The following is a 20,363-nucleotide window of genomic DNA, read 5'->3' on the forward strand; positions in this document are numbered from 1 at the left end:
CCGGTAACGCCCCCCAGCACAAGAAACCCCAGCGCCATTGCAGCGTAAAGGACAATGGGAGACCGTTTCGGTGGCGCCGGTTTACCTGGTGATTGGCTCGATTTCGGCGAAGAAGTATCGCTGGTCCCGGATTGCGCCGCCTTGTGCGACGGACGGATCACTGTCCTGTCAAATTCAGGGCGATTTGCACCCGGATTTTGGTTGTCAGGCCATTGGACCATAATGAGACCTTAAGCGCAGCACCGCAGCTGCTCAGGCTGCCGAAATACTATATTCCGATCATGCCGGATGATTGAAGGAGATGCAAAAAATGCTGTGTTTGGAGGCGCTTCGTCAAGAACGAGGAAATGTGACCAGTTTGCTCCTGTCCTGCTCTTCTCGCGCTTTCTCCCGTTGCTCCTCCGGCTCCATGTACATTTCCGGCAGATCCAGCGTGTAGACAGAAATGTCCGAGCTGAGACCACGTAATTGCCCCTTCCAGATCTCCACGACCGGATAGGACGCAGGCAGCTTTTCGGCAACCGATTGACTGACAGCAAGACGTACCTTCTGGTCCTTGGCGACAGACTCGATGCGGCTGGCGGTGTTGACCGTCGTTCCCATGACCGTGAACGACCGGCGATGTTCGCCGCCAATGTCACCAACCAGGACCGGCCCGGCATTGAGAGCGATGCGCAGATCCAAAGGCGGTTGGCCGGTGAGTTCTCGCAGTCGGTCCAACAGCTGTATGATTTCGCTGGCGGCATCGACCGCCGACTGTTCCGGATGGTCAACCGTATTCGGCGCGTTCCAGACCGCCATGATGGCGTCGCCGATGTATTTGTCTATGTATCCCTGGTGGGCTGTGATCACCTGCCCGATCCTGTCGAAACAGGAATTGACCACGCGAACCACATCCTGATCTGCCAGCTTTTCAGACATCTTGGTGAAGCCGACTATGTCGATGAAGGCAACGACCACATGCCGGGTTTCCCCGCCAAGCGCCGGCAGCTGCTCCGAACTGGCCATCAGCTTGATGACATCAGGTGCAAGGTAGTGACCGAAGAGCCGCACCAGAGACCGCTGACGGCGCTGGAGAATGCCGACCTTGCCGACCGCCGCAATGATTGTTGCGGAGACGAAGGCCACCGGCGCAACACCCGGCGACGGAAACATGCCGAGCTCAATACTGCCCAGGCTCACTCCCAGTCCACACAGCACACCACCGACAGCCACGAGGGGTAGAACGAACAGGGGCAGCGACAGGCCGGCAAGCGTGCCTATCGCTGCGAACAGGACGGCTAGAGCCGGAACCAGGCCTGCGGGAGGTTCGATCACAATTCGTCCGGCAATCGCGGAGCCGATGAAATCGGCCAGCACAAACACACCAGCCGTTTGAGGTTGAACGCGCGGGCGTCCGCTTGGGCCTGTCTCCGCCAGTTCGGCAGGCAGGTGCGGCAGGAACCGGTCTGAAAAAAGGTGTTCGTCTTCATAAGGCAAGAGACCACCGAAGAGTACTATCCGCCCTTCGGCAAAACGGGCAAGCTCCTGCCTGCCCTGGTCACTCTCCAGAAGCTGCAGAACGTCGATGAGCGAAAGATATGGAACGGAAGTCGCCAACCGGGCAGAGGGAATCGGGATGTAGGCTTCGGCAACATCCGCACCCGCCATCCCGAGAAGAGCATCGATAAGGTGCGGCGAAGCGGTAAGTGGTGCTTGGGGTTCGTGCCGCCGAACCACACCGTCGCTGTCTGTCGAGACGATAACCGACCTGACACCACCTTCCCCCGCCGCGGCTGAGAACATGCGCTGGGGCACGCCTATTTCGGTATGGGCAATGAAGACTCTGCCGCGGTTCTGATAGAGGAACCGCTGAAATGCCAGATCGAAGCCTTTTAACCTGGCTTCACCGGTGCTCGGGTCCACAAAGCCGTCCGCGCTATACGCAAACACAAAATCGTAGCCCAGCGCCACCGCACCGGCATTCAGCATCGCTTGTCCAGCCTCAGCCAGCACCGGGGTCATGAGAACCCGCGGAATTGGTGCCAACCGGTCGGAATCAAGAGCTTTTTGATCGAGGCCGACCACGACTACAGGCGCAGGGGGGGCCTGCTCCTTGTTGTGCATGAAGGCCTTGATCTGGAACAGGCGGTCTGTCACCCAGCCTTCCCAGATGGCCTTTTGAGCGGATAAACCGATGGCGATGCCAGCCCCCACCGCGACAAGGGCGATGAGCAAGATGAGCTGTCTGCGTCCAATGGCTGCGTCCGCGAACCGGCCGCCAAAAATCATTTCACGATGACAACCGCGGTTTTCCGTCCAACCTGGACCGGGTCGATGGTGATCGTGCGCATGACGACACCATAGTCGGGTGCCTTGCCTTGCAGGAACAGTTCAACTTCAACCGCTTCATCTTCCGGCTCGCGGTCCGGCATATCGGTAAGGATGTTATCGAGCATGTCGAAGCGCTTGGGTTCGCCGCCTCCGAAGGACACAAACACAGTGTCGTATTGATCGCGTAGCTTGTTGTCGAAGCGCAACATCAAAGACGCAGCTTTCTTGTTTTCCAATGTCAGGCCACGCAATGTGACGGTCAGGCCCTTGTCGGCCTTCTCACTGTCGGTTCCGCTATCGGCCTGCAGGCAGTTACCCGCTCTCAGTACCGTCTGCTCCGACCCCTCAGCCGTATAGCCTTCGGAGGATACTTTTACGACACCAGCCTGGATCCTCACCTCCTGACACGCAGAATAGTCGAGCAGATCGACATGGCCGGTAGTGCCGAGATCGACCACGTCACCGGGCATAAGCTCGGTAAAGGCGGAGACATCGACGCCTTCGGACTTGTCGAGTACCAGCGCAATGGGGTCTGCGAGTGCCGCACCTGCGGACACCGCAAACATCAGACCGGCGAGCGCGCCCGTGGCCTGCAAACTTCGCCTTGAACAGGCGTGCTTCAAAATCTGTTTCATGAAGGGCTCCTGATTCCCTGGTCATTCCAACACGCCCGGCCATTTGGACAAGGCCCAGCGCTGACTATGGATAGATATTACCAGAGGATGGCAAAATGAGTGTGGCTATGGTCACAAAAAATTCTTTTCAACCGCAACAAGATAGACGAAGCCTCCGGACATCAGTCAGCAGGCTCGGTATAGACACCCGCAATGCCTACCGCGTCTGCATTTTGGGCAATCAACTCCAACAATTTCGGTGTCAGTTCCGCGCTCAATGGCTTGCCGTCCAGAGCAGCCAAGACACCAACCAGTTGAGGCATCGGTTTGGTAGCCCGCACCATAACGATATGGTCTGCCCCGAATGGCAAGGCAGCCCGCAGGTTCAGAACATAGGGCCGCGCTGCTGCAACGGTCGTGTCCTTGCCCAGCGGATCGGCCTTCTTGTTCGGTGCAAGCAGACGTAGTGTTCCATCGGCCTCCAGTGCAAAAACGGCCATATTGCCTGCCTGGTCCGACTTAAGCCCGACCTTGAACGCATCGCCTTCCGGAATGTGCCCGACAGATGGCTGGAGAGTTCCTTCGATGGGTTGGCGCTCACGCGACAATTCATAAAGGTCGGTGAGAAAGCCCCATTTGGTCACGACGTCGGCAAACCGGTCGATATTGGTAGCCTTGCCACGCAAAACCACATCGCCGAATTTTGTCAGCACGTCTCCTTCCTCGACATCCCAGAACAGATCCGCGGTCCCCTCCTCTACCACCTTCAAGCGGCCTTCCTGTTTGCTGGCAAGCTGCTGCAAGACCGGCGTCGCGGCGTCCGTGCTGGCGGAGAGAGTCAAGACGCCGTTTTCATGCGCAAAAATCTGTTCGTTGACGCGTGGCAGAACAGCGGCACGGCTTTCCCCGCTCATGTTCAGGCTTGGCGACTGACGCCCCTCTGTCGCAACGCGCACGGTTTCCTTCAGGAACAGGCTGAGTTCCTCCATGGAAATACCGCCGTCACGATCAAGGTCCGCCCGTCCTTCAACTCCCCGCGCAAACGCCCAGCTCAGGGCACCGCGCGGCTCACCGGCAATCAGCAACTCGGGAATGACCTGTCCGTCTACGGTCGCGCCGACATAAATTACGTTGGGCAGATCCTGAATATCGCCTGTCTGGGTCGCGTTTCCCGCCAGCATGGGAGGGAGCGGTTGCGACCGCAGTGCGTCATTATCAAACGGGGGAAGGCCGACCAGACGTGTGCCCAGCCTCTTGATACGCGGATCCACGGATCGTGTCATGGTTCCTGAGTGGCAACTGTCTGCGAGGACGAGAACGTTACGCCCGCCGGCTGCGCGAAGCATCGCCGCGACATCGTCGTCTCTCAGTCGTTCGCCATTGCCCGGTGCGGAAATATCGAAGCCGGCTAGAAGAAAGACTTCATCCATACCGTCTTCTTCCGACCCTTTTACCCACTCGGGCTCCTGCGCCCCATGCCCAGCATAGGACAAAACAAGAACATCATCAGGTGCGGAGCGAGAAATCAGGTCTTGCCAGGACGACAGGATTGCCTGCCTGGAAGCATCAGCATCAAACAACGTGGTGAGGTCGGAGACACCAGCTGCAGACAATGTTTCGGCGATGTCCCTCGCATCATTGACCGCGCCCTTCAAAGGAGAAACATGCTGATAGGCGTCTACGCCAATGATGAGCGCTCGCCACTGTCCGGCTTCAGCGGGGAAAGCAGAGCTCGCTGCAAGAAAAAACAGTCCGCAGATCCTGACCCAGAACTTTCGGCCGGGTGCCAGGCAAATGGAAACGCTCATCGATGTTACCTTTTTCTCGTGAGGTCAGCCCCAGCTGCCGCCGCCACCGCCACTCGGGCCGCCGCCACCGCCACCGCCGCCGCCGCCGCCGCCGCCGCTATTGCCGCCACCGCCACTATTACCACCACCGCTATTGCCACCGCCGTTGTCGTTATCGCGTATGCTTGGATCGTTGATCGGATCGTAGACGGGTCTGGTGGTGCTCCGGTTCGTCGTCGTGTTTGTGGCAGCAGGCTGCCTCACCCCTTGAGGAGCCGGATTTTGTTGTGTCTGGCATCCTGCGACCATGAGGGCCAGCAGTCCTGTGACGGGCAAAATGTGCACAAACGATTTCATCTGAATATCTCCCTCGATGATTAAAACAGATCATATCTGGGACGATTCTGTTCCCACTGATGCTTGACCAATGCAATCAGGGCCTCATCGCCGTCGGAAGGCGACCGTCCAGAGGCTTTGAAGAATTCTGCCAAGGCTTCACGGGTTTTCCGCCCCGGCTGTCCATCAACCGGTCCCGGATCGAAACCGAGGTCGGTCAAGGTCTGCTGCAAGACCTTTGCCTTCAGATTCTTCTGCGCTTCCCCCAAAGCAGTCTTTGCCTGCTCCGCTGCCTTTGAGGAAGGCTCGACAGCCACTGCCATGGCAAGCATGCGAACACGATCCTGCCCTGCCGCTTCGCCATTCTTCTGACCGAGCATCCATGCGGTGTTGAAAGCACCCCAGGGGTCACCGCGCTGGGCGCTTTCACGGAACCAGCGTGTTGCCTCTTCGTCGTTTTTCTCAACACCCTGGCCGTTGTAATAAAGCAGTCCGATGGCAGTGCCTGCTGCGGGATGGCCACCCTCATGGGCTTTCTTGAACCAGCCAAGCGCTGCTTCGTAATCCTGCGGCACGCCTTTGCCATCGCGATAGAGCGTTCCCACGTTCAGGAAGCCATAGATGTCGTTCCGTGACGCCGAGCGATTGTAATAATAAACAGCCCGGTCGATGTTCTCTTCCACATGCTGGCCATTCAGATAAAAGCCTCCGATGGCGTTGAACGAGAAGGTATGGCCCGCTTCTACTGATTGGAGCAGCTTTTCAAGGCCGTCCTTTTCGTTCTGGGCCGTTCCTTCTCCCTTGATCTCTGCCATGCCAAGCGAATGCAACGCATAGGCATCGCCGCGCTCGGCTGCCTTGCGGTAGAGGTCGACAGCCTTCTTGCGGTCACGGTCGATACCGGCACCGAGGAAGTACATGCGTCCCAGAACCTGTCCAGCACGGACATGCCCCACCTGGTAGGCCTGCTCAAAATAGCCGATTGCCTGCTCCAGATTACCGGCGGCAAATGCACCGCGGCCACGCTGGAACACGAAACGGCCAACTTCCGGATAAGCGTCCATCGCCTCGGCGCAAGCCGCATCCACCGCGGCTGCATCGAGATCGTTTGCCAAACGTCCTTCCGTCACAGCCTGCAAGTCGAAAGGCTGGGTTGCCAGGCGGTCGCACTGTGTGACGCGGGGCTGCACTATCTGCGTGATCGTTTTTGCTGCCTTGCCTTCGATGGCCGGCAGTTCCAATGAAAACTTCCGCGCTTCGCGTTCGCTGCCGATCTGTGGCCGGACGGTCAAGGTCGTAAGAGCAGATACAGGAAAGCGGTCACCGGCCTGCAGCAGGCGGTTATCGGAGGCAAGCTGCAGATCAGTGTCAACAGAGACAACCTTAAGCCAATCGCTCGTTGCCGGCAGGTCTTCCACTGGTGCAGCCGGGTAGACATTCACAGGACCAATGCCGATATCCGCTTCAACCGCGCCACTGGACGCAGCGCTGTCCAACCACGACAGCAGGGCTTCAAGCCGCTTCGTTCGGCTTTCTTCGTTCCGGTCGCTTTGAACCGGTTCTTCAGCCTGTGCCACGGTTATGGACGCGATTGCCGACGCGGAGCCGCCCCATTGGTCTGTAACCTCGTAGGAAATCAGCTCCACATCACCGGCTTGCGAGCCTTCCGGAACGAATTCGAGGCTCGCCAGTTCCGACGCATCTATCACATCCCCTTCGGTGACAACTCGCCCGTCAGGCAGTTTCAACGTTCCCTTTTCGGGCAGCAACGTGAGTTTCGCCTTGAGAGACCCGCCTTCCGGTTGAACCGGCTCCGGAATTCCGATCGGCGCCGGCCCCGCAGATGCCGATACGCTGACCCTGTGATGGGCAGTCACGATTGGTTCCGGCTTGGGCGGCACGAAGTAGAAGCTGGTGACGAGCGTTGAATCCTCATAAGGGATCTGTTGCCCGCCGGTCTTGCGAACCACATCGTCGCGAACCCTGGTCATCAGGTCCTTGATCTCCAGCGCCGGATCAAGCGCATTTTCCACTACCGAAGAGGTGAACGGGCTCATCGGCCCTTCACCGTCATAGGCAACCTGACCGGGACGTGTGGCGTAGGAGATGAATGTGCCGAGCTTGTTCGGGATACGGCGCAACCCTCTTGTCTTGCCGAGTGAATACTCCTCTTCACCCCAAAACAGACTGGCAATCTCGAAAGGATTGTCGCGGCAAGCATCCAGCATCACGATCTGCAGGCTTGAGGCAGCCTTCATGTAGTCCAGCAGGTGGGAAACCTTGAGGCTTTCGAACTCCAGGTCGTATTGAGAGGACAGCTTGGCATCAACGGGAAGGATGAAATTGGCTTCGCCAACCTGCAGAGCGTGACCTGAGTAGTAGAACAGGGCCGTGTCGCCGTCATTCAGCTCACGCAGGAACCGGCGGACGACCTGCTCCAGATCTTTCTTGTTCAGATCGGTGCCTATCGTCACGTCGAAGTCGGCCTCTCGCAGGATTCGAGCGATTTCCGTCGTATCCTTGATGGGATTTTCCAGTGGTGTGACATACTGGTAGTCCTGATTGCCGATGACCAGCGCAACCCGTCGTCCCTCGTCGGACTGGGCCAGCGCCTGGGCAGGAGGCAGGGCCAGAGCAAACCCGAGCGGCAAGCTCAACAGTCCTATCCTGACAGCCTTCCGCAACCGGCCAACCGGCTTGGTGGAGGCCAATGAGTTGCCAACCTTTGTGGCAAGAGGTCGATAATCCCGATTTTGCATAACGTCCTCAGCGCTTAAATCCGCATTAAACTATTGCGCTAGAGCTGCTGCCTGTCTGTGATGAAACTCACATGGCGGCATTTCCGGCTCTATAGCCACCGATGCCCCCATCTTTCTGATACCCTAACGGAAAGTGATGCACACTTGCGGTCCTGACGCAAGGGAGACGAAGACGCCACGCGTCGGCGCTCTCGGCAACGTCAAGGGAATGCCCCACCCCAGGCAAGTGTTTCTTTTCATTCCGAGTCATCCTACGGTGAGGAAAAAGCCTGCAGATGCTCAGGAGGCCCGATGACAGACGCATTCAGGATTCGCCAACTGAAGGAAACAGAGATCCACATCCCGCTTGAACTGGCGATGGAGGAAGGCTGGAATCCGGGCATTGAAGATGGACCTGCCTTTTTCACTGCCGATCCGAACGGGTATTTTGCCGGCGAAATTGACGGTAAGTTGATCAACGTCATATCGGCGGTGCGCTACGGCGACACATATGGCTTCATCGGTCTTTATATCTGCAAGCCTGAATTCCGGTCCATGGGATACGGACACCGGATTTGGGATCACGCGATGACTTACCTGGGATCGCGGGTGATCGGCCTGGATGCCGTCAACGAACAGACCGCAAGTTATGCCGAACATGGCTTCAGGTCGGTCTACCGGAACATCCGGCACGCCGGCATCTCGCTGTGTGACACGCCCATGGATCCTCGGCTCGCACCGCTCGGTCATGGTCTGTTTCCCGGCATCCGGGACTACGACCAGCGTTTTTTCCCGGCAGAGCGGACACAGTTTCTGAAATCATGGGCTGCCCCCATGCTCGAAACACGCCGCGGTTTTGCCTTTGTTGAAGACGGTCACGTCAGGGGTTACGGCATCATCCGCCAGTGCCATGAAGGCTACAAGATCGGACCACTGTTTGCCGATGAGCCGGAAATTGCCGACACGCTGTTCCGTACACTCGCAGGTCAGGTCAAGGGGCAGACCGTGATCCTGGATACTCCGGAACCCAATGCTGCCGCACTGCTGTTGGCAGAAAAATACGAGCTGTCACCGGAGTTTGAAACCTTCCGCATGTATCGCGGACTGGCTCCCGAACTTCCGCTTGACCAGCTCTATGGGATCACGACATTTGAACTGGGTTGAGGCGGCTGACCGCCTCTCTTCGTCACGTCTTGCCGGTCAATGTTCGACGGACTGATAGGCGAGTATGGCGCCGGCGAGGTCTTCCAGAGCGGCGCCGACGGATTTGAACATGGTAATGGCTTCGTCAGTCTGCCGGCCAGGGTGTTCACCGCGGCAAAGCTCATAAAGATCTGCCTTGATCTCGCCTGGAGACAACAACCCGGCCTTGATCGGCTGCACGATATCACCGCCTTCCGACAAGCACCCGTCGCGGGTGTCGACGAAGATCTCCGCGCGCTTGATCAGCTCGTCATCGCTCTCCCGCATGCTCGGCTTGAAGGCGCCAACCAGATCCACATGCGTGCCCGGCTTCAACAAAGCGCCGTTGATAAGCGGCTCGGAGGAAAGCGTCGCCGCGCTGACGATATCCGCTTCCCCAAGTGCTGTCTTCAAACTCGTTGCCGTCTTCAGTTTCACCGGAAACTGGTCGGCCAGTGAACGCACGAGTTCGTCCGTCTTGTCTCTGGACCGGCCCCAGATGGTGACTTCGTCAATTGAGCGTACGGCCATGTGCGCGGCGATGAGATTGGGCGCTAGACGCCCCGTACCAAGAACCAGCAGATGCCTTGCATCCGAGCGGGCCAGATAGCTGGCGGCCAGAGCCGAGGCAGCTGCAGTTCGCCGGGCCGTCAGTTCGCCACCATCGATAAGCGCCAGCATTTCTCCGGTTCTGGCATCAGACAGGAGATATTGCGCGGCAATGGCCGGAAGGTTGCGCTCGGAATTGCCGGGAACCACGTTGACCACCTTCACCCCCGCGTAGCCTCCAGGCACCCAGGCCGGCATCAGGAGCACGGTTGCATCCGGCTCACCGGGTATTTCCATGTCATGGTGGTGACGAGTCGGCATGACGCAACCCGACCGAAACATCTTTGCCAAAGCATCTATCAGATCGGGAAATGGCAGAGCGTCGCGGGTCTGGTTTTCGGTCAAAAGCAGCATCTTGAACCAATCTGTTGAGTGTTAACTTTCATGGATACAAATCATATTACCCGGAGCAGTCCAAGTATTTGCGCGGGCGAAAAACTCCGGATTGCCGAAATTTCAGGACAAATCGAAGATCATCATCACGTAAGCGGCGAAGAGCGCCAAATGCACGGCGCCCTGGAGATAGTTCGTTGCCCTGCTGCCGAAAGTCAGCAGACTTACGAACAGGGTCAGAACAAGCATAATGATATCAGCAGGTTCCAGTCCGAGTTCTATTCTCAGACCGGTGACCCATCCAACGAGAAGGACAGCAGGCACAGTCAGGCCGATGGTTGCCACCGCCGATCCAAGACAGATGTTCACGGCGCGCTGAAGCTTGTTTTCGCGCGCGGCCTGGAGTGCACTTAGGCCTTCGGGCATCAGCACCAGCGCTGCGACAATGAACCCGCTTAGAGCCAGCGGGGCTCCAAGTCCCTCGATACCGAACTCAACGTAGAGTGCGAGCTTTTTCGACAGAAGTATGATCGGCAGCAGCGCTCCAAGCAGGCCGACGATGTGAAACGGCATCGAACGGACGACCACACCGTGGTGCCCTTCCTCGTGTCCGTCGTCGTCGGGCTGCCGAAAAATATCGCTGTGGGTCACTGTCTGGATGGCGAGAAAGACACCGTAAAGCAGAAGGCACATGACGACATCGAACGCGGCCTGCAGGGACGACAGTTCTCCCCCGGGGGCAGAATGCGTGATGCGCGGCAATACCAGTGCAAATATCGCAAGTGGTACCAGAACTGACAAAAACGCATTCGCACCCTGTAGATTGTATGTCTGATTCTTGTGGCGAAGACCTCCGGCCAGAAGACAGAGACCGACCAGTCCGTTGAGGACGATCATTACCACCGAAAACATGGTGTTTCGCGCCATCGTCGGCACCGCATCCCCTGAAAGCATGATCGCAACGATCAGCGCGACTTCAATGCCGATGACCGCAAGGGTGAGGATCAGAGTGCCGAAAGGTTCGCCGAGCAGCGTTGCCAGGCATTCCGCATGCCGGACCACTGAAAAGGCACACCACATCACCGTTGCGAAAATTGCCGCAAGCAGCAGCAACGAGGGAACGATCCCCATTGCTTCCGGTTTCAAGGCATCACCTGCGAAGGTGAAGGCGGCAAAGACGGCAAATCCCGTCAGGCTCGGCAATTCCGATTTAAGGCTGGTCACAAAGAAACCCGATTAAAAAAATGTATGCAGTTCAAACAGACTACAGACCGCCGCCTTGCCCTTCAACCAATCCCCGGACACAAAAGAAACGAGACAAAAGGAAAAGGCCGGTGCTTTGCACCGGCCTTCCGTACCTGAATCGCAGGTAGGCTCAGATCGCCAGATATTCCTGACGCAACTCCGCATTGTCGAGAACTTCCTGAGCCGCGCCGTCGAACACGACCTCTCCCATGTCCAGGATCACGGCCCTATCGGCGAGATGAAGGGCTGCAATCGCGTTCTGTTCGACGATTATGGTCGTGATACCCAGCTCCTTCACACCCTCGAGAATGCGCTCGATCTCCTGAACGATCACCGGCGCGAGGCCTTCATAAGGCTCGTCCAGCAGGAGCAACTTGATGTCTCGTGCGAGGATGCGGGCAACAGCAAGCATCTGCTGCTCGCCGCCGGACATCGTGATCGCGTCTTGCCCCCGGCGTTCTGCCAACCGTGGGAAATGCTCGTAAATGCGCTCGATCGACCAGCCGATCGGCTCGGCGATCTGAGAAAGCTCCAGATTTTCCTGAACTGTCAGCCCCGGAATGATGCGCCGATCTTCCGGCACCAGGCCAACGCCCTGGCGTGCAGCCTGATAGCTTTTCATGGAGTGGAGCGGCTTGTGATCAAGCCAGATCTCGCCGTGCTTCAACTGCGGATCTTCCATGCGGGCAATGGCGCGCAGGGTCGATGTCTTGCCTGCGCCGTTGCGGCCCAAAAGCGCCAGGATCTCACCTTCGCGGATGTCGAAGCTGACACCCTGGACGATGTAGCTTTCCCCGTAATAGGCATGCAGATCCCAGGCAGAGAAGAAGGCCGGAGCTCCGCCCTGAGACTTGCGCGGCGGAACGCCTGGCGCGGACCGGCCGCTGAACTGGTCGTCAAGTAGGGTCACAGATGCGCTCCTCCGAGATAGGCTTCCTGTACGCGCGGATCACCCTTGATCTCTTCGGGCTTGCCTTCCGCGATGATCGTTCCCTGTGCAAGCACCGTGACCTTGTCGGCCAGCGAGAACACGACGTGCATGTCGTGCTCGATGACCACCTTGGTAATACCGCGGCCGGCAATCCGCTTCAGAAGATCGATCGTGTTGTTGGTATCGGCGCGGGACATGCCCGCGGTTGGTTCATCAAGCAGCAGGAGCTTGGGGTCCTGCGACAGGCACATGGCCAGTTCGAGCCGGCGCTTGTCACCACGCGACAGTGATCCGGAGATGACGTCTTTCTTCTCAGCCAGACCGACGTCCTCCAGCATGTGGAGCGCCTTGTCCTGGATCTCTGCGTCCCTGTCGAGCCGCTTGAACGGACGCAGTGAGAACTGTCCGTCACGCTTTGCCATGGACGGGATGATCACATTCTCCAGCAAGGTGAGTTCCGCGAAGATTTCCGGCGTCTGGAACACCCGCGACACCCCGATCTGATTGATCTGGTAAGGCTTCATGCCGGTGAGCGAGACATCGCCGAACATCACTGTGCCCGTATCGGGGGCAAGCCGGCCGATCATGCAATTCAGGAAGGTCGACTTGCCTGCGCCATTCGGTCCGATGATCGCGTGAACAGTGCCCTGCTCAACCGAGAAGTTGACATTGTTGAGGGCTCTCAGACCGCCGAACGACTTGTTGACGCCCTCTACACGTAGGATTTCCATTTTCTTGTTCCTTACTCTGCAGGGGCAGTTGCACGGTTAGGCTCTGACTTGCCGGACGACCGCTTGAACAGCTTGCCGATACGAGACACGCCTTCCATGATGCCGCCAGGCAGGAAGATAACGATCAGCATGAAGAGAACACCGAGCGTCAGGTGCCAGCCTTCACCGACGAACAGGCTAGCGACAGAAATCACTGGCCCTTCGATAAAGTCCGGAAGGAAACCGAAAATCTCGTGCAGGGTCTGTTCGTTAAAGGCTGAGAAGATGTTCTCGAAATACTTGATGAGACCTGCACCAAAGATCGGGCCGAGCAAGGTGCCGGCACCACCGAGAATGGTCATCAGAACGACCTCCCCGGATGCAGTCCACTGCATGCGCTCTGCACCTGCAAGCGGATCGGTGATGCACATCAGTGCGCCAGCCAAACCTGCATACATGCCGGAGATCACGAACGCTGCCAGTGTGTACGGCCGCGGGTTGAGCCCGGTGTAGGTCATGCGATTCTGGTTGGTCTTCACGGCCCGCAACATGATGCCGAAAGGTGAACGGAAGATCCGCTGGGCAACGAAGAAGCCGATCAGCAGGACAACCGCGCAGAAGTAGAAACCACCCCATCCGGTCATGTCGTAGCCGAACAGGTTTGCGATCAGCGGACCTTCCTGTCCTCCGTTGCCGTCGAAAATGCGCGGATCGGTGCGCAGCACGCGCAAGCCGGTCTCGCCATTGGTAATCGGCGTCAGTACGGAATAGGCCAGGTTATAGGACATCTGCGCGAAGGCGAGCGTCAGGATCGAGAAGTAGATGCCCGACCGGCGCAGCGACACATAGCCAATCGCCAGGGCAAAGATGCCGGACGCGATGATTGCCATGATCGCGGCGGGGATAGGGTTCATGCCGAGCAGCTTGAATGTCCACACGGCTGTGTAGGAACCGACGCCCAGAAAGGCGGCATGCCCAAAAGACAGGTATCCCGTCAGACCGAACAGAATGTTGAACCCGGTTGCAAAGAGACCGAAGATTGCAAATTTCTGCAAGAGATCGGGATAGCCTGCGCCGATCGGTTCCAGCCAGATCGGCATCGTGAGAACCGCGACGGCGAAGATTGCGAAGAAGACGTAATCGCGTGCAGGAGATGTTCTTGATGACATTTCTTAGTTCTCCATGACGCCTTTGCGGCCCATCAGCCCGCGCGGACGCACGAGGAGAATAACCACAGCAACGAGATAGATGATGATCTGGTCGATGCCCGGCAGGATGGCCTTGATTTCGTTCATTGATGCGAAGGACTGCAGGATGCCGAGCAGGAAGCCTGCGGCAACTGCACCCGGAAGGGATCCCATGCCGCCGACGACCACCACGACGAAGCTGAGCACAAGGAAGTCCATGCCCATGTGATAGTCGGGTGGCAGGATTGGCGTGTACATGACCCCGGCAAGACCTGCGACCACTGCGGCGATTGCAAAGACAATGGTGAAACGGCGTTCGATGTTGATGCCCAGCAACCCGACCGTATGACGATCAGCCATGCCGGCACGCACGACCATGCCGAACGTGGTGAATTGCAGGAAGGCGAACACGGCTGCTATGATTGCGCCGGCGAATGCGAGATAGACCATGCGCCAGTACGGATAGACGATTACCCCCGGATCCATGCCCAGGGCGGCGCCGATATCAGCCGCACCGCGCACCGCGTCGGGTGCTGTTTGCGGGATTGGATTGGCACCGAAGATCGACTTGATGATTTCCTGAAGAACAATGGCGAGGCCGAACGTGACGAGGATCTGGTCGGCGTGCGCACGATTGTAGAAATGCTTGATCAGGCCGCGCTCCATGATGAAGCCGAAGAGCAGCATGACCGGAATGGCAAGCAGGATGGAAACCGGCACCGAGTAGTTGAGGACCCAATTACCGAAATCGCCTAGATAAGCCTCGATATAGGGTGTCCGGATCTCCAGAGGTGTTCCCCAGGCCGTCGTCTTGGTCGGGTCCGTGGTAACGATCTCAAGGCTAAGCAGCTTGTTGAACGAAACCGCGCAGAACGCGCCGAGCATGAACAAGGCTCCGTGCGCGAAGTTGACGACCCCGAGGGTTCCGAAAATCAGGGTTAGACCGAGGGCAATCAGCGCGTAGGCTCCGCCTTTGTCCAACCCGTTCAGCAGTTGAAGAATAATCACATCCATGGTTTTGCCGATATTTGCTGCGCCACTTGCCTTTTGATAAGCAGCAGCCGCCGGCGGAGATCCTCCGGCGGCTGCTGACCTTCAATGGCTTATGCGCCGTTGTTGCACGCGCCGAGTTCGCCACCCAGCATTTCTGCCGGGTATTCGACCTGCGAACGCGGAGTGACTTCAACCACTTCCAGAAGGTCGAACTGGGAGCTCGGGTTTTCTTTACCCTTCACGACCAGAACGTCCTTGAAGCACTGATGATCGTCGGCACGATAGAGGGTCGGACCGTTGCCCATGCCGTCGAATTCGAAGCCTTCGAGGGCCGCAGCAATCGCGCAAGGATCGAACGTGCCTGCCCGCTGCGCAGCGTCTGCATAAAGCAGTGTCTGTACGTAGCAGGTGTGAGCTGCCTGGCTCGGCGGGAAGCCGTATTCCTGACCGAAGGATTTCACGAAAGCCTTGGAGCCTTCGTCCTGCAGCGACCAGTGCCAGTTGGTGGAACCGAAGATGCCCTTCACGTTGTCGCCAGCACCCTGCGCCATCAGACGGGAGTACAGGGGAACGACAATCACGAAATCCTTGCCGTTGACCTGCTTGTCGCGCAGCCCGAACTGAACGGCCTGGGTCAGGGAGTTCACCATGTCCTTGCCATAGTGGTTCAGAACCAGAACGTCAGCGCCGGAATTCAGAACCGGAGTGATGTACTGCGAGAAGTCACCTGCGCCAAGCGGCGTGCGGACGGCTGCAGTCGTCTCCCAGCCCATGCCTTCGGTGTACTTCTTGATGGATTCTTCCTGCGACCAGCCCCAGGTGTAATCTGCGGTCAGGTGGTAGGCCTTGCGATCGGTGCCGTAGTTGTTCTTCAGAACCGGTGCCAGCGCAGCGCCGGACATTTCGGTGTTGAAGAAGTGACGGAAACCGTTCTTGCGCTTGTCCTTGCCCGTGGTGTCGTTGGAGTGGGTCAGACCAGCCATGAAGATGACGCCGGCTTCCTGGCAGAGCGACTGAACGGCGATCGCCACGCCGGAGGACGAACCACCGGTGATCATCACGGCGCCGTCTTTTTCGATCATGCGCTTGGCAGATGCGCGGGCAGCGTCGGATTTGGTCTGCGTGTCACCGGTGACGAAAGCGACTTTCTTGCCGTTGACGCCGTCACCTTTCAACTCCTTCGAGGAGAAGGTGTTCAGCAGGCCGCCGTCGCCTTCGCCGTTAAGGTGTTTCACGGCCAGCTGATAGGCACGCAGTTCGTCAGCCCCTTCGTCGGCGTAGGCGCCGGTCTGCGGAACGTTGAAGCCCAGAACGACTTCGGCGCCTGTCGGCTCGTTGAGATAACCGGCAGACCATGCGCGGCTGGTGAAAATGGTCGGGGTTGCCAGAGCGGCACCGCCCAGTGCGCCAGCGCGCAAAATGGAACGACGATTGAGGGGTTTACGAATTAAGCTCATACTTTCCTCCCAGAAAGGCGTCGCGTGCCCACCTCGGGCACGCCTGCAATAGCTGTACAGCTGCAAGCAATCCTGGCTTGTTCCCCGTCCGGGACCCCGGCTCCTCCGCGCCAAAACTGCAAGCTGTAATAACTGTAAAAAAATCAGTTACTGGACAGCAATACGACTATCGGATCGCCTCCCCCGAACAGTGCATTATACTTTTGAAGTAATCACGGCTAATTATCGGTTTTCGCCGTCGGAATTATTGCATTGCATCATTTTTTTCTTGTTACTTTTCAGCAGCTTGCATCTTCACCCTACCGCAATGCAAAGTTACCTTCACGTAAAGGTCCAAAATTCCAAGAATTCAAGACGTTAGACCAAAGTGCAAGATAACTCGGTACTCAAAAGGGTCCGATCGCTAAATTGACGGAAACAGATTCTGCTGGATAAGCTGCAGCTCACGCCTTCATCCCTTTACAACCGACCCGGATCCAACTTCATGAGCATCCTCACCTCCCTTGAGGACCTTCACGCGCACTACGGCACTACCGGTGAGGCGTCCGTTATCAAGGAAATCAACAGCCTGAGCCCCGCCTATCGCAGCCTTGTCGAGGCCTCGAGCTTCTGCGCCCTGGCGACCAGCGGACCGGAAGGGCTCGACTGCTCTCCGCGTGGAGACGACGGGATGGTCGTCAGGATAAAGGACGACCGAACGTTGCTTATGCCCGACCGCCGCGGCAATAACCGGATCGACTCACTGCGCAACATAATACGCGACCCGCGTGTATCCCTGATGTTCATGATCCCCGGCTGGAACAATGTCCTGAGAATCAACGGCAAGGCGGTTGTTTCTGTTGAACCTGATCTGCTTGCCAGCTTCGAGAAAGAAGGCCACCTGCCCCGTTCGGTGATCGTCATCACCATCGGGTCGGTCTACTTCCAGTGCGCAAGAGCAATCATGCGTGCTGGCCTTTGGGATCAGGAAAACAAGGTTGGCAAGAGCGATCTGCCAACACCGGGTGAAATCATGCAGGAGATCAAGACAAATTTTGATGGCAAGACTTATGACCGGGAGTGGCCTGAACGCGCCAAAACCTCGATGTGGTAAAGGTCAAGGCCTGCGTGCCGCGACGTCTGACATCCACGATCCCCTCCTGACCGGCCACATTGTCTTCACGAGCCAGACGTTTGCTTGGCGCGTTCTGCTTTTTGGTCGTGCAAACTTGCCCAACCTCACCTGAATGTCATGATCGGCACTCATCCAACCGGAGACAGCCGGGCGTCCCCAAACCTGGTCGACAAAGGACACACTATTTGGCGGCTGACCGCTTGGAACCAGCCCCAATGTACGCCATATCTCGCTCACATCCATCCAGATACCCGTCGAGGCTCAAATGACCGTCAATCCGCTTCTTTCCGAATGGACCACACCGTTCGATCTGCCTCCCTTCGAAGCCATTGGCCCCGAGCATTTTGAAGAGGCCTTCGATGTGGCCATGGCAGAGGCCCAGAAAGACACCGACCGGATCGCCCAACAAGACGCGGCTCCGACGTTTGAAAATACAATCGTCGCCCTGGAAACTTCGGGAAAGACGCTCACAAAGGTTGCAAGAACATTCTTCAATCTGACGGGCGCCCACACAAATGATGCCTTGCAGAAGATCGAACGCGAGGTTGCGCCGAAACTTGCCAAACACTCGTCCGAAATGCTGCTCAATCCTCAGCTTTACAGCCGTATTGCCGCTCTGTGGGACGAAAGGGACTCTCTCGGTCTCAACGCCGAGGATGCGCGCGTTCTGGAGCGCTACCAGAAAATGTTCCAGCGCGCAGGAGCAGGCCTTGATGAAGCGGGTAAAGCGAGAATGGCAGCAATATCGCAACGGCTCGCAACACTCGGAACCAGTTTTTCCCAGAACGTCCTGAAAGACGAGTCCGACTATCAGCTGGTACTCGAAACGGAAGAGGACCGTGCAGGTCTACCCGATTTTCTGCTGACGGCTGCTGCGGAAGCGGCAAAGGAACGGGGGCTGGACGGGAAGCACGTCATCACGCTGTCCCGTTCGTCAATCGAGCCGTTTCTTCAGTTTTCAACCAACAGACGGTTGCGTGAAGAGGCCTTCAAGGCCTGGTCTGCCCGCGGTGAAAATGGTGGAGAGACGGACAATCGAGCAATCATTACGGAAACCCTCAGATTGCGTGCCGAAAAAGCGCAGATGCTGGGCTTCAGGAATTTTGCCGAGTTCAAGCTCGACGACACGATGGCCAAGACCCCCGACAATGTCAGAGGCTTGCTTGTGAAGGTTTGGGAACCGGCGGTTGCCCAGGCGCGGGAAGAAGAAGCCAAACTCGCGGACATGGCCCAAAGCACAGGTGAAAATCATGCGATCGAAGCGTGGGACTGGCGCTATTATTCAGAGAAGGTTCGCAAGGCCGAGCACGACCTTGATGAAACGGAATTGAAGCCGTACCTGCAGCTCGAAAACATCATTCAGGCCGCCTTCGACACCGCAACCCGCCTTTTCGGACTTTCTTTCAGGGAACTGAAGGGCCTGCCGGTCTATCATCCCGACGTGCGCGTTTTCGAAGTCCTCGGCAAGGACGGCAAACACGTCGGCCTTTTCCTTGGCGACTATTTCGCACGATCCTCGAAACGCTCCGGTGCCTGGATGAGTGCGTTCCGGTCGCAACACAGGCTTGACGGCGATGTCACGCCAGTCATCGTCAATGTGATGAACTTTTCCAAAGGCGCCAAAGGAGAAGCCACCCTTCTGACTTTTGACGACGCCCGTACGTTGTTCCACGAATTTGGCCATGGACTTCACGGCCTCCTGTCGGACGTGACCTACCCGATGATCTCGGGTACCAGCGTCGCGCGGGATTTCGTCGAATTGCCGTCCCAACTTTACGAGCACTGGCTGTCCCAGCCTGAAGTGCTTTCAAAATACGCCGTGCACTACAAGACAGGTGAGCCGATGCCCAAGGCGCTTCTCGACAAGCTGCTGGCTGCCGCCAACTTCAATCAGGGCTTTGCGACGGTCGAATACACCGCCTCCGCGCTGATCGATCTGGAACTGCATCTGCTAGGCCAACCGGCTGAACTCGATATTTCTGCCTTTGAGAAAGAAGAACTCGGCAAGATTGGCATGCCCCGGGCAATCACCATGCGCCACCGCATCCCGCATTTTCAGCATGTCTTCTCGGGCGATGGTTATTCGGCCGGGTATTACAGCTACATGTGGTCGGAAGTGATGGATGCGGATGCTTTCGAAGCATTTGAAGAGAAGGGTAACGCCTTTGATCCGCAAACGGCGGAAAAGCTGCTGACCCATATCTATTCAGCAGGTGGCCGCCAGGACCCGGAAGCCGCTTACCTTGCATTCCGGGGCCGTGCTCCGCGAATCGATGCTCTTCTTGAAAAACGCGGTTTTGCTGCCTGATCCACCCTGCATTCAACGCCTGCCGGTTTTCACCGGCGGGCCAAAATGTTCAAAGATAAACGGATAAAGCCGTCATGCAGCCTCAGGCTACCCCTACCGCCCCACTGCTCAGAACAGGCATGGTCATGTCCGGTATCATTGGCGCAGCCGGTGTCGTAAGTCTGGCGTTATCCGCACACGCCGGCGCATCAAGCCTGATTGAAACCGCAGCACACATGCTCCTGTTTCATGCCCCGGTTTTTCTTGGTATCGGCCTTGTTGCACAAGCGCGAAGGGTGCCGCTTCTTCCGGTCGTTCTATTATTTCTTGCCGCGGGACTGACCTTGTTCTGCGGTGATCTGTTGATGCGTGCCTTTCTGGAAAGACGCCTGTTTCCAATGTCAGCTCCGATTGGCGGCATGATGGTGATCCTGGGCTGGCTGATGCTCGCGCTCTGCGCTTTACGTGTTCGGCCCAAGTGACTAAAAGCCATCTGATAGGTTATTTCGGCAAAACCAGAAAAAATC

16 protein-coding genes are annotated in these 20,363 nt (G+C 57.5%); 4 read left to right on the forward strand and 12 right to left on the reverse strand.

The features are described 5' to 3' along the window. Positions 1-333: 333 nt before the first annotated feature. From ACYQ54_RS22370 to ACYQ54_RS22390, 5 genes are all read right to left on the reverse strand, one after another. On the reverse strand, positions 334-2,217 hold the full coding sequence (locus ACYQ54_RS22370; protein WP_460086417.1) for an adenylate/guanylate cyclase domain-containing protein: 1,884 nt from the start codon (positions 2,215-2,217) through the stop codon (positions 334-336). Positions 2,218-2,267: 50 nt separating this feature from the next. Beyond that, positions 2,268-2,948: a hypothetical protein gene (locus ACYQ54_RS22375; RefSeq protein WP_460086419.1), complete on the reverse strand. Its 681-nt coding sequence runs from the start codon at positions 2,946-2,948 to the stop codon at positions 2,268-2,270. Positions 2,949-3,109: 161 nt separating this feature from the next. Further along, a complete protein-coding gene (locus ACYQ54_RS22380) occupies positions 3,110-4,735 on the reverse strand; it encodes a caspase family protein (protein WP_460086422.1) in 1,626 nt (541 codons plus the stop codon). A gap of 24 nt (positions 4,736-4,759) precedes the next feature. Further along, positions 4,760-5,071, reverse strand: a complete 312-nt coding sequence (locus ACYQ54_RS22385; protein WP_460086424.1) for a hypothetical protein — start codon at positions 5,069-5,071, stop codon at positions 4,760-4,762. 20 nt (positions 5,072-5,091) lie between these two features. After that, positions 5,092-7,707, reverse strand: coding sequence for a caspase family protein (locus ACYQ54_RS22390; protein ID WP_460086427.1), 2,616 nt, complete (start codon positions 7,705-7,707; stop codon positions 5,092-5,094). Between the two features lie 393 nt (positions 7,708-8,100). Between ACYQ54_RS22390 and ACYQ54_RS22395 the strand changes: the two genes are divergently transcribed. Continuing rightward, positions 8,101-8,952: a GNAT family N-acetyltransferase gene (locus ACYQ54_RS22395; protein WP_460086430.1), complete on the forward strand. Its 852-nt coding sequence runs from the start codon at positions 8,101-8,103 to the stop codon at positions 8,950-8,952. A gap of 36 nt (positions 8,953-8,988) precedes the next feature. Here the strand turns inward: ACYQ54_RS22395 and lhpI are convergent, their stop codons facing one another. The 7 genes from lhpI to ACYQ54_RS22430 form a co-directional block, all read right to left on the reverse strand. Beyond that, positions 8,989-9,933: a bifunctional Delta(1)-pyrroline-2-carboxylate/Delta(1)-piperideine-2-carboxylate reductase gene (gene lhpI, locus ACYQ54_RS22400; RefSeq protein ID WP_460086431.1), complete on the reverse strand. Its 945-nt coding sequence runs from the start codon at positions 9,931-9,933 to the stop codon at positions 8,989-8,991. Between the two features lie 102 nt (positions 9,934-10,035). Continuing rightward, positions 10,036-11,136, reverse strand: a complete 1,101-nt coding sequence (locus tag ACYQ54_RS22405; RefSeq protein WP_460086434.1) for a calcium:cation antiporter — start codon at positions 11,134-11,136, stop codon at positions 10,036-10,038. Positions 11,137-11,287: 151 nt separating this feature from the next. After that, on the reverse strand, positions 11,288-12,067 hold the full coding sequence (locus ACYQ54_RS22410) for an ABC transporter ATP-binding protein (protein WP_460086436.1): 780 nt from the start codon (positions 12,065-12,067) through the stop codon (positions 11,288-11,290). Next, positions 12,064-12,819, reverse strand: a complete 756-nt coding sequence (locus ACYQ54_RS22415) for an ABC transporter ATP-binding protein (protein WP_460086439.1) — start codon at positions 12,817-12,819, stop codon at positions 12,064-12,066. The genes ACYQ54_RS22410 and ACYQ54_RS22415 overlap by 4 nt, the downstream gene beginning before the upstream one ends. Positions 12,820-12,830: 11 nt before the next feature. After that, the gene (locus ACYQ54_RS22420) at positions 12,831-13,967 is read right to left on the reverse strand and encodes a branched-chain amino acid ABC transporter permease (RefSeq protein ID WP_460086442.1); all 1,137 of its coding nucleotides are present in this window, start codon (positions 13,965-13,967) and stop codon (positions 12,831-12,833) included. 3 nt (positions 13,968-13,970) lie between these two features. Then, positions 13,971-14,999, reverse strand: a complete 1,029-nt coding sequence (locus ACYQ54_RS22425; protein WP_460086444.1) for a branched-chain amino acid ABC transporter permease — start codon at positions 14,997-14,999, stop codon at positions 13,971-13,973. An 89-nt stretch (positions 15,000-15,088) separates the two neighbouring features. Then, positions 15,089-16,435 carry a substrate-binding protein gene (locus ACYQ54_RS22430; protein WP_460086445.1) on the reverse strand — a complete coding sequence of 449 codons (1,347 nt, stop codon included), beginning with the start codon at positions 16,433-16,435 and terminating at the stop codon, positions 15,089-15,091. Positions 16,436-16,919: 484 nt separating this feature from the next. Between ACYQ54_RS22430 and ACYQ54_RS22435 the strand changes: the two genes are divergently transcribed. The 3 genes from ACYQ54_RS22435 (at position 16,920) to ACYQ54_RS22445 (ending at position 20,318) form a co-directional block, all read left to right on the forward strand. Next, the gene (locus tag ACYQ54_RS22435; protein WP_460086446.1) at positions 16,920-17,528 is read left to right on the forward strand and encodes a pyridoxamine 5'-phosphate oxidase family protein; all 609 of its coding nucleotides are present in this window, start codon (positions 16,920-16,922) and stop codon (positions 17,526-17,528) included. Positions 17,529-17,814: 286 nt separating this feature from the next. Then, complete coding sequence (locus tag ACYQ54_RS22440) at positions 17,815-19,857, forward strand: M3 family metallopeptidase (protein ID WP_460086447.1); 2,043 nt, start codon at positions 17,815-17,817, stop codon at positions 19,855-19,857. 125 nt (positions 19,858-19,982) lie between these two features. After that, positions 19,983-20,318: a DUF423 domain-containing protein gene (locus ACYQ54_RS22445; protein ID WP_460086450.1), complete on the forward strand. Its 336-nt coding sequence runs from the start codon at positions 19,983-19,985 to the stop codon at positions 20,316-20,318. The last annotated feature ends 45 nt before the right edge of the window (positions 20,319-20,363 follow it).

It is taken from the genome of Roseibium sp. LAB1, assembly GCF_054658235.1.

What these genes read in the sequence shown, in the direction of transcription:
- ACYQ54_RS22445 (WP_460086450.1), top strand. Translation starts at nt 19,983, where the DNA reads ATGTCCGGTATCATTGGCGCAGCCGGTGTCGTAAGTCTGGCGTTATCC.
- ACYQ54_RS22415 (WP_460086439.1), bottom strand. Translation starts at nt 12,819, where the DNA reads ATGGAAATCCTACGTGTAGAGGGCGTCAACAAGTCGTTCGGCGGTCTG.
- ACYQ54_RS22420 (WP_460086442.1), bottom strand. Translation starts at nt 13,967, where the DNA reads ATGTCATCAAGAACATCTCCTGCACGCGATTACGTCTTCTTCGCAATC.
- ACYQ54_RS22375 (WP_460086419.1), bottom strand. Translation starts at nt 2,948, where the DNA reads ATGAAACAGATTTTGAAGCACGCCTGTTCAAGGCGAAGTTTGCAGGCC.
- ACYQ54_RS22425 (WP_460086444.1), bottom strand. Translation starts at nt 14,999, where the DNA reads ATGGATGTGATTATTCTTCAACTGCTGAACGGGTTGGACAAAGGCGGA.
- ACYQ54_RS22395 (WP_460086430.1), top strand. Translation starts at nt 8,101, where the DNA reads ATGACAGACGCATTCAGGATTCGCCAACTGAAGGAAACAGAGATCCAC.
- ACYQ54_RS22435 (WP_460086446.1), top strand. Translation starts at nt 16,920, where the DNA reads ATGAGCATCCTCACCTCCCTTGAGGACCTTCACGCGCACTACGGCACT.
- ACYQ54_RS22440 (WP_460086447.1), top strand. Translation starts at nt 17,815, where the DNA reads ATGACCGTCAATCCGCTTCTTTCCGAATGGACCACACCGTTCGATCTG.
- ACYQ54_RS22380 (WP_460086422.1), bottom strand. Translation starts at nt 4,735, where the DNA reads ATGAGCGTTTCCATTTGCCTGGCACCCGGCCGAAAGTTCTGGGTCAGG.
- ACYQ54_RS22430 (WP_460086445.1), bottom strand. Translation starts at nt 16,435, where the DNA reads ATGAGCTTAATTCGTAAACCCCTCAATCGTCGTTCCATTTTGCGCGCT.
- ACYQ54_RS22385 (WP_460086424.1), bottom strand. Translation starts at nt 5,071, where the DNA reads ATGAAATCGTTTGTGCACATTTTGCCCGTCACAGGACTGCTGGCCCTC.
- lhpI (WP_460086431.1), bottom strand. Translation starts at nt 9,933, where the DNA reads ATGCTGCTTTTGACCGAAAACCAGACCCGCGACGCTCTGCCATTTCCC.